This is a genomic window from Saccharothrix stipae (genome assembly GCF_054781895.1).
The window spans coordinates 84,696-97,336 of record NZ_BAAGTN010000005.1 but is presented as its reverse complement, the minus strand read 5'-3'; the positions used below and the strand labels follow the sequence as shown (position 1 = coordinate 97,336).

Here is a 12,641-nt window from a genome sequence, read left to right as displayed (position 1 = left end):
CTGAGGACTTCTTCCTCCAGCGCCGCACCGGCCTCGGGCCGTGCCGTGCCCTTCTCCTGGTGGCCTTAGCGGCTCTTCACACGACCCTGTCGATCCACGGGTCGTAGCTTCTTGCACGCCTCGAACAACGAGGAGGCGATCGCATGCCCACCATGCGCAACGAACCGCCACACGACGGTCAGCCGACCAACCGCGCCGCACGCCGCGGCGCCCGCGCGTCCGGCGCGGTGCAGCCGCGCTTCGGCGGCGGCCGAGCTGTCGTCAACCCGCGCCAGTACTCCATGCGGCGTCGCTGACCGGCGACATCGCCACACCCCAGGAGGCAACCATGACCGACCAGGACGTTCCGCAGGCCGACGACGGCGAGCAGGACCAGCCCGAGCAGCCCGCCGTGCCGCTCAACCGCGCGGCCCGCCGCGGTCACGCCCAGAAGAACGACGGCGTGAACAAGGCGCCCGGCCGTCCGCACCAGAACACGTTCGTCGGACGACGCGTGTTCCGGCGCACGAGCGGCGGCTGAGCGACGAGCACGACACGGCCGCCCGACCGGTCTCCGGTGCGCGATGAGCGCACACCTGGTGAACCCGGAGCCGGTCGGGCGGTCGGCCGAGACCGGGCACCGTCGCGGGCGCGTTCGACCACGCGCCCGCGACGGTGCTCGTCGGCGGTGAGGCGGGCGTGGGCAAGTCCTGGCTCGTCGACTCGCGGCCGTTGCTGCCCGTCTTCCACGGCGGGCACGGTGCGGCCGGCCATGATCGACCGTGTGTTGTCCTTGTGGGACAGCGCAACGCACCTCGGCGTCGGCGTTGCCCTTGGTATCGTTGCTCCGAGCGGGTGATGATCCAGGGGACCTGGCGTGGCGGTCGGCGGTGATCGGCATCGGGCACGGGCTGTTCGCCGGACCTGATGCGGTGGTCCTGCTGAGGCGGCCGCCGGCGGCGCCGATGGGCACCTCCGGACGTGACGACGCTGGTCCGCACGGTGGGCTTCCCGATCGGACCGGCGTCGGGCGCCTCGCTCGGCGGGTTAGGCCGGACGGCGGTGGTGCTGATGGCGATCACCACCCCCGGGGTCCTCGTGACCGCAGCGCAGCTCACGTCGGCCGAACGCCCGGTGCTCCTATCGGGCGCGGGCTCTGCCGATCACGTGCTCGGAGAACTAGCCTGAGCTGGGTAGCACCGGGTCCGGCGGAGATCGGGAGGCGCCCATGAGGATCGCTGACGTCTTGCGGAACAAGGGTTCGGCCGTGGCCACGGTCGAGTCGAGAGCGTCGGTCGCGGAGCTCGTCGCCGCGCTGGCCGAGCACAACGTGGGCGCGATGGTCGTGATGGGGCCCGAGGGCGTCACGGGGATCGTGTCGGAACGCGACGTCGTGCGGAAGCTGAACGACCGGGGCGGCGAGCTGTTGGGCGCGCCGGTGTCGGAGATCATGACGAGCGAGGTGTTCACCTGCACGCCGCGCGATTCGGTCGACAGCCTCACGGTGTTGATGACCGAGCAGCGCATCCGGCACGTGCCGGTGGTCGACGACGGCCGGCTGGTCGGCATCGTCAGCATCGGGGACGTGGTGAAGAGCCGGATCAGCCAGTTGCAAGAAGACCACGACCAGCTGACCGCGTACATCCAGGGATAGCCACCGGCCGCGCGGGCGCCTCCGGGTGCCCGCGCGGCTCGGCGACCGCTAGTGGTCGCGACCGCGGTGGTAGTGCCTGCTGACCCTGGCCCGGTTGCCGCACGACGGCTTGCACCACTCCTGCCGGGGGTGCGCCTTCACGAAGTACCGGATGCACCTCGGCCCGGCGCACGCGCGCAGTTCCCCGAGCGTCCCGCTCGCCAGGAACTCGATCGCCGCCGTCGCCAACGTCGCCAGCAGCCGGTCGCCGTCGTCGGCCGAGTCCAGGTAGCGCAGCCGCGGCTGCTCGTCCCACTCCAACCGGGCCGCCCGGGGCACGCGCGCGGCGGCCTCGTTGACGACTTCCAGCGCCCGCTCGAAGGTCATCAGGTGGGGCGTGTCCAGGCGTTCGGCGGCGTGCGCCGCGTGCGCGAACAGGGACCGCACGGCCCAGCGCAGCTCGACCAGCCGCCGCCGCAACGCCTCGTCCGCCCTCACCCCGGCCCACGCCGTGCAGCCCTCCGGGGTGGCCAGGTCGTCCGCGATCCCGCCGTGCCCGTCGTGCCGGACCGTGCTCGCGAACTCCAACGCCAGTGCCACCCCGACGATTCTAGTGATAGGTTCCCTAACGCATTTGAGTCGTCAACCCATTAGGGGGAGCTGTGTCGATCCAGGCGAACGCGCTGGACGCCCACCGCAGGCTGGCCGCCGTCATCGAGGACCTCACCGACGAGCAGGTGGCCCAGCCCTCCGCGCTGCCCGGTTGGACGCGCGGGCACGTGCTGGCCCACCTGGCCAACGTCACCGTCGCGCTCGCCGGTCAGGCCGAGCACGAGGGCACGAAGGTCGAGCCCTACCCCGGTGGGCGGCCCGCCCGGGACGCCGCGATCGAGGCGGGCGCCGGGCGTTCGGCGGCCGCGCACCGGGCCGCGATCGCGGACGCCGCCGCCCGGCTCGCCAAGGCGTGGGACGACGTCCGCGACTGGGACACCCCGGTCTACTACCGCGACGGCACGCTGACCGGCACCGCCTACGGGGTGTGGCGCGAGGTCGAGATCCACACCCGCGACCTCGACCTCGGCCCGGTCACGTGGTCGCCCGAGTTCTGCGACCACGTCGTCGGTTTCCTGTCCTCGCGGGTGCCCGACGGCGTCCGGCTCACCCTCCAGGCGCCGGAACGCCGGTGGGTCGTCGGTGCGGGCCGCGACGTCACCCTGACCGGCTCGCTCACCGACCTGACCGCGTGGCTGGCCGGTCGTGAGCCCGAGGGGCCGATCACCGGCGACCGGCCGGACCTCGACCCCTGGCCGTAGTCGCGCCACTGCTGCTCCGCGACCCGGGGGCAGATAGGTTCGAGTGATGCTGCACGAGATAGCCGAAGCCGCGCGGGGCTTCCTCGGCCTGTTGGACGACGAGCAGCGCGCGGCCGTGGTGCGGAGCCCGTCCGACGACGAGCTGCGCACGGGGTGGGCCTACACGCCCGGCCCGCGGCCCGGCGTGGTCTACGGCGATCTCGGGCGGGACCAGCGCAAGGCCGTGCACCGGTTGCTGTCGTGCGTGCTCAGCCCGCACGCCTACGCGCAGACCACCGCCATCATGGCGTTGGAGGACGTGCTGGACGACCGCGAGGGCGGCAACCGGGACCGGCACCAGGGCGACTACTGGACCGTGCTGCTGGGCGAGCCGGGTGACGAGCCGTGGGGTTGGCGGGTCGAGGGGCACCACCTGTCGGTGAGCGTGGTGGTGGCCGACGGGCGCGTGTCGGCCACGCCGTTCTTCCTCGGCGCGAACCCGGCCCGCACCACCTACCGCGGCCGCACGGTGCTGCAACCGTTGCGGTTGGAGGAGGAGTTGGCCCGTGAGCTGCTGGACCGGATGGGTCGGACGGCACGCGGGTTGGCCGTGGTCGCCGACGTGCCGCCGCCGGACCTGAAGACCGGCAACGCGCGCCTCGTCGGCGACCTCGACCCCGTCGGCGTGACGCCCGCGCAGCTCGACCGCGCGTCACGCGGGCTGCTGGTCGGCCTGGTGCGGTACTACCTCGACCGGCTGCACGGCGACCTGGCCGACGAGGAGTTCGACGCCCTGGACCTGGACCGGCTGCACTTCTCGTGGGAGGGCTCGGACAAGCGCGGCGCGGGGCACTACTACCGGATCCAGGGGCCGGAACTGCTGATCGAGTACGACAACACCGACAACGACGCCAACCACGCGCACTCGGTGTGGCGGCGGCGGTCCGGTGACTTCGGCACGGACCTGCTGGCCGCGCACCGCGCCTCGGCGAGGCACGAGTGACCCCCGACGAGGCGATCGCCGAGCAGGAGCGGCTCCGGCCGCGGGTGTCGACGGAGACCGACCCCGGGCTGGTGGTGCGGCACGTCGCCGGGCTCGACGTGTCCTACGCCGACGACGACCGGTTGGCGGCGGCGATCGTGGTGCTGGACGCGGAGTCGTTGCGGACCGTGGACTCCGCCGTGGTGATCGGCCAGGCGGACTTCCCGTACGTGCCGGGCCTGTTCGCGTTCCGCGAGCTGCCGTCGTTGCTGGAGGCGATGGAGGAGCTGACCGTGACGCCGGACCTGCTGGTGTGCGACGGGCAGGGGTTGGCGCACCCGCGGCGGTTCGGGCTCGCCTGCCACCTCGGGGTGGTGACCGACCTGCCGAGCGTCGGCGTGGCCAAGACGCCGATGGGGCCGTTCTCCATGCCGGACGACGTGCGCGGGGCGCACACCGATCTCGTGGACGGCGACGAGGTCGTGGGACGGGCGTTGCGCACGCGGGCAGGGGTCAAGCCGGTGTTCGTGTCCGTGGGGCACCGCATCGACCTCGACCGGGCGTGCGCCGAGGTGCTGCGGCTGTGCGTGACGCGGATCCCGGAGACGACCCGCCGTTCGGACGCGTTGGGTCGGGCTCGGCTCAGGTAGGTCAAGCCGGGGTCAGGCCAGGTGGGCCAGCTCGGGGTGCCGGTGGGCGTAGGTGTCCAGCAGGCTCCTGGCGGTGGCGACCGAGTCGACCAGCGGGTGCAGCGCGAACGCCTTGAGCGCGGCCGAACGGGTGCCCTCCATGATCAGCCGGTCCACGGCCTTGACCGACGTGACGAGGCCGGCCGCGTGGTCGGGCAGCGGGCTCACCGGCACCGGGCGCGCGCCCGTCGCGTCCACCTCGCACGGCACCTCGACGATCGCCTGGTCGTCCAACGTGGACAGCGTGCCGTTGTTGGCCACGTTGAGGATCAGCGTGGCCGTCTCGTTGTCCGAGATGGCGCGCATGAGGGCCATGGCGACGTGCTCGTACCCGCCGCCCTCAAGGCTGTCGCGCTCGCGCTCTTGAGCCATGTACGTGGCTTCGCGTTCCAGGCGCGTGGTCTCCCAATCCACGTCACCGTCGTAGAAGCGTTGTTGTTGGTTCAACAGGAAAGCGCCGCGGTTGTCGCCCAACGCCTCACGGGTCGAGTAGTAGTAGTGCAGGTACTCGTTGGGGATGACGCCGAGCGCGCGGAGCCACTCGGCGCCGAAGAGCCGGCCCTCCTCGAAACCCGCCAGTGCCGCGTCGTCGGCCAACAGGGTCGGCAGCAGGTTCTCCGTGCCCAGGTGCACGCCTTGCAGCCAGCCGAGGTGGTTCAGGCCCGCGTAGTCGAACGTCGGGTCGACCCCGTCGAAGGCCTCGGCGAGGTCGAGGGCCTTGGCGACGCGGCGGCACAGGCCCAGCGGCGAGTCGCAGATGCCGATCACGCGGTCGCCCAGGTGGCGGGCCATGACCTCGGTGATCAGCCCGGCCGGATTGGTGAAGTTGACGACCCACGCGTGCGGCGCGAGTTCGGCGACGCGCCGGGCGATCGCGTCCGCCACGGGGGCGGTGCGCAGGCCGTACGCGATGCCGCCCGCGCCGACGGTCTCCTGGCCCAGGACGCCGTGCGCGTGGGCCACCTCCTCGTCGATCGCGCGGCCGGCCAGGCCGCCGACCCGGATCGCGGAGAACACGAAGTCCGCGCCGCGCAACGCCTCGTCCAGGTCGGTGGTGGCGGTGACGGGCGGGCCGCCGCGCAGGACGGGCACGATCGCGTTCAAGCGGTGCGCGTCCACGTCGTGCAGCACGAGTTCGGTGATGTGCTCGTCCAGCGCCTTGTGCACGAGCGGCACGCGGAAGCCGCCGCCGCCCAGGATGACCAGCCTCATGCGTCCCATCCTGCCTCGGCGAGCAGGGCCACGAAGGCCGACGTGAGCGGGTCGGGTGCTTTGTGCGCGTAGGCGACCAGGGTCCTGCGCACCGGGGGGTCGGTGCGCAGGACCGCGCCGTCGAAGGTCTCCGGCAGGATGTTGCGCGGCACGAGCGCGGGGCCGAGCCCGGAGGCGGCCAGCACGGGCGCGGCGGCGGTCTGCTCGGTGCGGACCACGGCGGCCGGCTGGAAGCCCTCCGCCGCGCAGGCCGCGTCGACCAGGTCGGCCAGGCCGTTGCCCGGCGCGTAGTGCACCCAGCCGACGTCGGCGAGCGCCCGCAGCCGGATCGGCTCCCGGTGGCGGGTGTCGGGCGGCAGCACGATCACGAACTCCTCCACGCCGAGCCGCTGCCGGAAGCCGACCCAGCTCGCGGGCTCGGGGCCGAGCGCGATGTCGGCCTGGCCGTCGGCCATCGCCTCGCGCAACTCCTCGGCGTGGCGGTGCTCGAACAGGCGGATGCGCACGTCGGGGTGCCGTGCGCGCCAGAGCCGGAGCACGGGCGGCAGCACGCCGAGGGTGAGCGAGTAGAGCGTGGCCACGCGCAGCTCGCCGCACTCCAGGCCCGCCGTTCGTCGTGCGGCGGTGAGCGCGCGCTCCGACTCGGCCAAGGCGGCACGGGCGTGGGGCAGCCAGGCGCGGCCGGCGGGCGTGAGGCGGACGGCGCGGGGCAGCCGGTCGAGCAGTCGGGCGCCCACGGCGCGCTCCAAGGCCCCGATCTGGTGGGAGAGGGCGGGCTGGGTGACGTGCAGCAGTTCGGCGGCGCGGGTGAACGAGCCCTCGTCCACGACGGTGATCAAGTACTCGTACTGGCGCAACGTCATGAGGTCAGTTTATGCGTCCGAGAAAAAACATGCCTTGGACTTATCACCGCTGGTCATCGGATGATCGGCCGATGACGTTGAACGAAGACGCCCGCGCGGTGCTGGACAAGTCGGCGGGTGCGCCCGGGCTGGAGGAGCTGTCGGTCTTCGAGGCTCGTCGGGCGCAGTGGGGGTTCCTGGCGCTCCAGGGGCCGCCCGAACCGGTGGCGCGCGTCGCGCACCTCTTCGTGCCCGGACCGACGGCCGACCTGCCCGCGCGGATCTACTACCCCGAGGGCGACGGGCCGTTCCCGGCGATCGTGTTCCTGCACGGCAGCGGGTGGGTGACCTGCAACCTCGACATCTACGACGTGGCGCTGCGCGCGTTGGCCAACGCCACCGGGCACGCGGTGTTCGCGGTGAACTACCAGAAGGCCCCGGAGCACCCGTTCCCCGTGCCGCTGGACGACTCCTACGCGGCGACGGCGTGGCTGTTCGAGCACGCGGCGTCGGTGGACGTCGACCCGGCCCGGATCGGGGTGATGGGCGACAGCGCGGGCGGCAACCTCGCCGCCGCGGTGGCGTTGCGGGCCCGCGGCGCGCTGGACCTCGCGTTCCAGGTGCTGGTGGTGCCCGCGCTGGACGTCGACTTCACCACCCGGTCCTATGTGGATCACGAGACGGGCTACGCGCTGTCGGCGGCGACGATGCGGTGGTTCTGGTCGCACTACCTCGGGTCGACCCCCGTGTCCGAGCTCGCCGCGCCGCTGCGGGCGTCGGTGGACGGCCTGCCGCCCGCGTTCGTGGCCGTCGCCGAGCACGACCCGGTGCGTGACGACGGCGAGCGGTACGCGGCGAAGCTGGAGGCGGCCGGCGTGCCGGTGCGGTGGCGCGAGTTGGAGGGCACGATCCACCCGTTCGTGTTGATGGACGGCGTGCTGGACACCTACCGCGTGCTGCTGGGCGAGCTGCGGACCTGGCTCGGTGCCCGGTGATGCCGCCCGCGTTGCTCGCGCTGGCCGTCGGCGCGTTCGGCATCGGCACCACGGAGTTCGTGATCGTGGGGCTGTTGCCGCAGGTGGCGGGGGATCTGGGGGTGTCCGTCCCGACCGCCGGGCTGCTCGTGTCCGGGTACGCGCTCAGCGTCGTGGTCGGCGCGCCGCTGATCACCGCGGGCGCGTCGCGGCTGCCGCGCAAGCGGCTCCTGGTCGGTCTGATGGCGTTGTTCGTGCTGGGCAACCTGGTGTGCGCGGTGGCCGACGACTACGCGGTGCTGATGGCGGGACGGGTCGTCGCCGCGCTGTGCCACGGCGCGTTCTTCGGCGTCGGGTCGGTGGTGGCGGCGGGGTTGGTCGCACCGGACCGGCGGGCGCGGGCGATCGCGATGATGTTCACCGGGTTGACCGCGGCCAACGTGCTCGGCGTGCCGGCCGGCACCGCGCTGGGGCAGGAGTTCGGGTGGCGGTCGACGTTCTGGGCGGTGACCGCGCTGGGCGTGGCCGGGCTGGTGGGGATCGTGGCGCTGGTGCCGGCGCAGCCCGCGTCGACCGGGTTGCGCGGCGAACTGGCGGTGTTCGGTCGGCCCGGGGTGTGGCTCGCGCTGGCGACCACGGCGCTCGGGTTCGGCGCGGTGTTCGCGTCGTTCACCTACGTCGCGCCGATGATGACCGAGGTGGCCGGGTTCTCGCCGGGTGCGGCGACGTGGCTGCTGGTGCTGTTCGGTGCCGGGCTGTGCGTGGGCAACGTGGTCGGCGGGCGTGCGGCGGACCGTCGGCTGATGCCCAGCCTGTACGTGTTCCTGAGCGCGCTCGCGGTCGTGTTGGTGGTCTTCGCGTTCACCGCGCGGTGGGCGTTGCCGGCGGCGGTCACGATCGCGGTGTTCGGCGTGTTCGGGTTCGCGACCGTGGCGCCGTTGCAGGCCAGGGTGCTGGAGCAGGCCGCGGGCGCGCCCGCGCTGGCGTCGGCGGCGAACATCGCCGCGTTCAACCTCGGCAACGCGGCGGGCGCGTGGCTGGGCGGGGTGGCGATCGACGCCGGGCTCGGCTACACCGCGCCCAACTGGGTGGGCGCGGCCATGGCGCTGGCCGCGCTCGGCGTGGCGGTCGCCGGCGGTGTCAGTGGCCGAGCGCGTCGATCTCGGCCAGCAGTGACCGCTTGAGGTCCTCGGGCGCGAACGCGGCCCGCACCCCGGTGCGGGCCAGCTCGGCCAGCTCCGCCTTGCCCAGCCCGAACACCTCGTGGCACAGCAGGTACTCGCCGTCCAGGTCGGTGTGGAACATGCCGGGGTCGTCCGTGGCCAGGGTGACCGGCACGCCGGCGTCGAGCAGCCTGGGCAGCGGGTGGTCCTTGATGTCCTTGACCGCGCCCGTGCGGAGGTTCGAGGTCGGGCAGACCTCCAGGGTGATCCGTTCGGCGGCCAGCCGGCGCAGCAGCTCGGGGTCGTCCACCGCGTTGATGCCGTGGCCGACGCGTTCGGCGTGCAGCTCGTCGAGGGCCTCGCGGACCTGGTCCGGGCCGGTGGTCTCGCCCGCGTGCGGCACGCAGTGCAGCCCCGCGTCCCGGGCCGCGGTGAACGCCTCGCGGAACGCCCGGCGCGGCGCGTCCGCCTCGAACCCGCCGAGCCCGAAACCGACGGTGCCCGCCGGCCGGTGCGTCACCGCGTACTCCGCGCTGGTCAGGCCGAAGTCCCGGTCCCACAGGCCGGGGATGTCGAACACCCAGGCCAGCTCGACGCCGTGCTCGGCGCGGGCCCGTTCGCGGCTGGTGGTCAGGGCGTCGTCGAGCTCCTCGGGGGCGATGCCGGCGCGCAGGTGGCTGGTCGCGCTGACGGTCACCTCGGCGTAGCGGACGTTGCGCCGCGCCTGCTCCTCGGCCAGCCCCAGCACCAGCGCGGCCACGTCGTCGCCGGTGGTGACCAGGTCGTTCACCGCCGCGTAGACGTCGATGAAGTGGCCGAAGTCGGTGAACTCGTAGAACCGGCGCAGCTCGGCGGGGTCGGTCGGGACGTCGTGCCCGGGGTGGCGGCGGGCGAGGGTGAGGACGGTGGCGGGGGAGGCTGACCCGACGAGGTGGACGTGCAACTCCACTTTGGGCAGCGCGGCGATGAAGTCACGCATGGCCGGGCGAGTCTGCCCGGGTCCGGCGTCGCTGGTCAAGGGGCCGATCGTCGGATCTTCGACCGCTGTCCATTGTGGACTTGGCACACCCTTGACAGGGGTTGTGGCGCGGGGGATGGTCAGCCCGAAACCTGTCCTACACATGATGGGGGTTCGGTCGTGAAGGGTGCACGGAGAGCCGCGGTGCTCGCCGCTCTGGTGACGTTGCCGCTGGGCTTGACGCCCGCGGTGGCCGGCGCCGTCGCGGAAGGCCCGGTGTTCGTCGGCGGCGAGGCGCAACCCGTCTTCGACCCGAAGGACGTGGTGCGCGAGAGCCTCTGGGTGCGCGCGCCGGTCGACAGCGACCGCGACGGGCACGACGACGAGGTCTACACCGAGGTGGTGCGCCAGAAGGCCACCGACCGCGGGCTGAAGGTCCCGGTGGTGTTCTTCAACAGCCCGTACTTCTCCGGCGGCAACGACGTGGCCAACCACAACGTCGACCTGGAGCTGTACGTGCCCAACCGCCGCGGCGGGTACGACAAGCGCGACGGTTCGCTGCTCAAGGCCGAGGCGGACGAGCGGATCGCCGCCGCCGTCGGGCCCAACCCGGCGCCGATCCGGTCCGGGCGCTACGAGGACTACTTCATCTCCCGCGGCTTCGCCATGGTCTACGCCGAGTCGCTGGGCACCGGCAAGTCGTCGGGCTGCCCCACCTCGGGCGGCCACAACGAGACCGTCGGCTCCAAGGCCGTGGTCGACTGGCTCAACGGCCGCGCCACCGGACGTGACGCGGCGGGCGCCCCGGTCGTGGCGGGCTGGACCACCGGCAAGGTCGGCATGATGGGCGTGTCGTACAACGGCACCCTGCCCAACGCCGTCGCCGCCACCGGGGTCGAGGGCCTGGAGGCCATCGTGCCCATCGCGGCCATCTCCAGCTGGTACGACTACTACCGGGCCGACGGCGCGGTGGTCGCGCCCGGCACGTTCCAGGGCGAGGACCTCGACGTGCTGGCGGAGTACGTCTACACGCGCGCGGACCGGGAGGTGTGCAAGCCGGTGATCGCCGACGTGGCGGCCCGGCAGGACCGCGTGACCGGTGACTACAGCGAGTTCTGGGACGAGCGCAACTACGTCAAGGACGCGTCGAAGGTGCGGGCCGCGGTGCTGGCCGTGCACGGGTTGAGCGACTGGAACGTGAAGGTCAAGCACGTCGCGCAGTGGTACGAGGCGTTGCGGCGGCACGGCGTCGAGCACAAGATCTGGCTGCACCAGGCCGGGCACACCGACCCCGACACGCTGCGGTCGGTCGAGTGGCGGCGCACGATCAACAAGTGGTTCAGCCACTACCTCTACGGCGTCGACAACGGCATCGAGCGCGAGCCCAAGGCGACGATCCAGCGCGAGGACAAGACCACGTGGGTGGACGAGGCCGACTGGCCCGCACCCGGCACGTCGACCGCCCGGGTGTACCCGTGGGCGGGCGGCACGGCCAAGGGCGCGTTGCGCTTCGAGTCCGTGCCGGGGAACGCGGTGGTGGAGTCGTTGCGGGACGACTCGTCCAAGCTCGCCGAGCACCTGGTCGACCTGCCCCGCTCCGGCAACCGGCTGTCGTACGCGACGGGCGTGACCACGGCGCCGGTGCGGTTCTCCGGTGTCGCCCGGGTCGACCTGGCGATCTCGTTCGACCGGCCCGCGGCCAACGTGACCGCGCTGCTGGTGGACCGGGCGCCGGACGGCACGTCGCACGTGATCACGCGCGGGTGGACCGACCCGCAGAACCGGGTGTCGCCGTCGCGGACCAAGTCGATCGAGCCGGGCAAGCAGTACCGGGTCGAGGTCGAGCTGGAGCCGAACGACTACGTGGTCCCGACTGGTCACCGCGTCGAGTTCGTGCTGATCTCGTCTGACTACGACTACACGCTGCGGCCCAAGCCGGGCGCGGGCCTGTCGATCGACCTCACGTCGACGGTGGTGGAACTGCCCGTGGTCGGCGGCGACACCGCGTTGCGCCGATCGATTGGTTAGGAAGTAATTCACGAACACAACACTTGGTAAGTCTTCCACTGAGGCGGCCGGGCGTGGTCGGATGATCACCCCCAGTCGTCAAGGAGGTGGCAGATGAGCCGACGCGTGTTCGTCACGGCCTTGGTGGCGCCGCTGATCGGCCTCGTCCTCACGCAGGGCGAGGCCGCGGCGGCGCCGAACTTCCAGATGCCGTTCCCGTGCAACCAGGTGTGGGAAGGCCAGACCCGCACCAACCACAGCCCCGCGAACTCGGTCGACTTCAACCGCGCGAACGACGACGGCGACCCGGTGGTCGCGTCGGCGGCGGGCACGGTCACGCGGGTCGCGAACGAGGGCAGCACCAGCTACGGGCGGTGGGTCGAGATCGACCACGGCAGTGGCTGGCGCACCCGGTACGCGCACCTGTCCGTGCAGAGCGTGTCCGTCGGGCAGTCCGTGCGGATCGGCCAGCGGATCGGCAACGTGGGCACGACCGGCGGGTCCAGCGGACCGCACCTGCACTACGAGCAGAGGCTCAACGGCGTCGACCAGAAGATCAAGTTCAACGGGACGCAGATCTACTACTGGGGTTCGCGCAGCTACACCAGCCGCAACTCGTGCGGCACCAGCGGCGTGACCGGCACCGTCGGCACCGACAGCGGCGCGTCGGTGACCATCCGCTCGGGTCCGGGGACGCAGTACGCGGCCGTGGGGTCGGTCGCGAACGGCGCGTCGGTGACGATCAGCTGCCAGGCGCGGGGCGAGACGGTCACCGGCAAGTACGGCACCACCAACCTGTGGGACAAGATCGGGTCGGGCTACATCTCCGATGCGTTCGTGTACACAGGTTCGGACGGCCAGGTGGCCCCCGACTGCTGAGTTTCCGCAGGTGACGGGTCGCTCCCCGGTA

Annotated in this window: 15 protein-coding genes; 11 read left to right on the top strand and 4 right to left on the bottom strand. The window is 72.4% G+C overall.

The annotated features are described in order from the left end of the window. The first annotated feature begins 143 nt into the window (after nt 1–143). The 4 genes from ACYVLT_RS09250 to ACYVLT_RS09235 all read left to right on the top strand — a co-directional run bounded on the left by ACYVLT_RS09250 (nt 144) and on the right by ACYVLT_RS09235 (nt 1,633). On the top strand, nt 144–296 hold the full coding sequence (locus tag ACYVLT_RS09250) for a hypothetical protein (RefSeq protein WP_461119716.1): 153 nt from the start codon (nt 144–146) through the stop codon (nt 294–296). A gap of 32 nt (nt 297–328) precedes the next feature. Beyond that, nucleotides 329–520 carry a hypothetical protein gene (locus ACYVLT_RS09245; protein WP_461119715.1) on the top strand — a complete coding sequence of 64 codons (192 nt, stop codon included), beginning with the start codon at nt 329–331 and terminating at the stop codon, nt 518–520. Between the two features lie 440 nt (nt 521–960). Further along, a complete protein-coding gene (locus ACYVLT_RS09240) occupies nt 961–1,167 on the top strand; it encodes a hypothetical protein (RefSeq protein WP_461119714.1) in 207 nt (68 codons plus the stop codon). A gap of 40 nt (nt 1,168–1,207) precedes the next feature. Then, complete coding sequence (locus ACYVLT_RS09235; RefSeq protein WP_360463631.1) at nt 1,208–1,633, top strand: CBS domain-containing protein; 426 nt, start codon at nt 1,208–1,210, stop codon at nt 1,631–1,633. A gap of 48 nt (nt 1,634–1,681) precedes the next feature. On the opposite strand, the gene ACYVLT_RS09230 is transcribed toward ACYVLT_RS09235, so the two are convergent. After that, nucleotides 1,682–2,212, bottom strand: coding sequence for a CGNR zinc finger domain-containing protein (locus ACYVLT_RS09230; RefSeq protein ID WP_461119713.1), 531 nt, complete (start codon nt 2,210–2,212; stop codon nt 1,682–1,684). 62 nt (nt 2,213–2,274) lie between these two features. Between ACYVLT_RS09230 and ACYVLT_RS09225 the strand changes: the two genes are divergently transcribed. The 3 genes from ACYVLT_RS09225 to ACYVLT_RS09215 are packed head-to-tail and all read left to right on the top strand — an operon-like array spanning nt 2,275 to nt 4,536. Continuing rightward, nucleotides 2,275–2,925, top strand: coding sequence for a maleylpyruvate isomerase family mycothiol-dependent enzyme (locus ACYVLT_RS09225; protein ID WP_461119712.1), 651 nt, complete (start codon nt 2,275–2,277; stop codon nt 2,923–2,925). Between the two features lie 46 nt (nt 2,926–2,971). Continuing rightward, nucleotides 2,972–3,907, top strand: a complete 936-nt coding sequence (locus ACYVLT_RS09220; protein WP_461119711.1) for a DUF3500 domain-containing protein — start codon at nt 2,972–2,974, stop codon at nt 3,905–3,907. Next, nucleotides 3,904–4,536 (top strand): endonuclease V, encoded by a 633-nt coding sequence (locus tag ACYVLT_RS09215; protein ID WP_461119710.1) that lies wholly within the window; start codon nt 3,904–3,906, stop codon nt 4,534–4,536. Before ACYVLT_RS09220 ends, ACYVLT_RS09215 begins: the two co-directional genes overlap by 4 nt. Before the next feature lie 12 nt (nt 4,537–4,548). Here the strand turns inward: ACYVLT_RS09215 and ACYVLT_RS09210 are convergent, their stop codons facing one another. Continuing rightward, nucleotides 4,549–5,787 (bottom strand): family 4 glycosyl hydrolase, encoded by a 1,239-nt coding sequence (locus tag ACYVLT_RS09210; protein WP_461119709.1) that lies wholly within the window; start codon nt 5,785–5,787, stop codon nt 4,549–4,551. Next, on the bottom strand, nt 5,784–6,650 hold the full coding sequence (locus ACYVLT_RS09205; RefSeq protein ID WP_461119708.1) for a LysR family transcriptional regulator: 867 nt from the start codon (nt 6,648–6,650) through the stop codon (nt 5,784–5,786). Before ACYVLT_RS09205 ends, ACYVLT_RS09210 begins: the two co-directional genes overlap by 4 nt. Before the next feature lie 71 nt (nt 6,651–6,721). Here ACYVLT_RS09205 and ACYVLT_RS09200 point away from each other — a divergent pair, with 71 nt between their 5' ends. Both ACYVLT_RS09200 and ACYVLT_RS09195 read left to right on the top strand, forming a co-directional pair. Further along, nucleotides 6,722–7,624 carry an alpha/beta hydrolase gene (locus ACYVLT_RS09200; RefSeq protein WP_461119707.1) on the top strand — a complete coding sequence of 301 codons (903 nt, stop codon included), beginning with the start codon at nt 6,722–6,724 and terminating at the stop codon, nt 7,622–7,624. Next, the gene (locus ACYVLT_RS09195) at nt 7,624–8,787 is read left to right on the top strand and encodes an MFS transporter (protein ID WP_461119706.1); all 1,164 of its coding nucleotides are present in this window, start codon (nt 7,624–7,626) and stop codon (nt 8,785–8,787) included. The genes ACYVLT_RS09200 and ACYVLT_RS09195 overlap by 1 nt, the downstream gene beginning before the upstream one ends. Here ACYVLT_RS09195 and add read toward each other — a convergent pair. Continuing rightward, complete coding sequence (gene add / locus ACYVLT_RS09190) at nt 8,744–9,745, bottom strand: adenosine deaminase (RefSeq protein ID WP_461119705.1); 1,002 nt, start codon at nt 9,743–9,745, stop codon at nt 8,744–8,746. The two genes, ACYVLT_RS09195 and add, sit on opposite strands and share 44 nt — an antisense overlap. Before the next feature lie 159 nt (nt 9,746–9,904). Here add and ACYVLT_RS09185 point away from each other — a divergent pair, with 159 nt between their 5' ends. Continuing rightward, entirely contained in the window at nt 9,905–11,752 is a 1,848-nt protein-coding gene (locus ACYVLT_RS09185) for a Xaa-Pro dipeptidyl-peptidase (protein ID WP_461119704.1), read from the top strand. Nucleotides 11,753–11,845: 93 nt separating this feature from the next. Further along, a complete protein-coding gene (locus ACYVLT_RS09180; RefSeq protein ID WP_461119703.1) occupies nt 11,846–12,610 on the top strand; it encodes a M23 family metallopeptidase in 765 nt (254 codons plus the stop codon). Nucleotides 12,611–12,641: the final 31 nt, after the last annotated feature.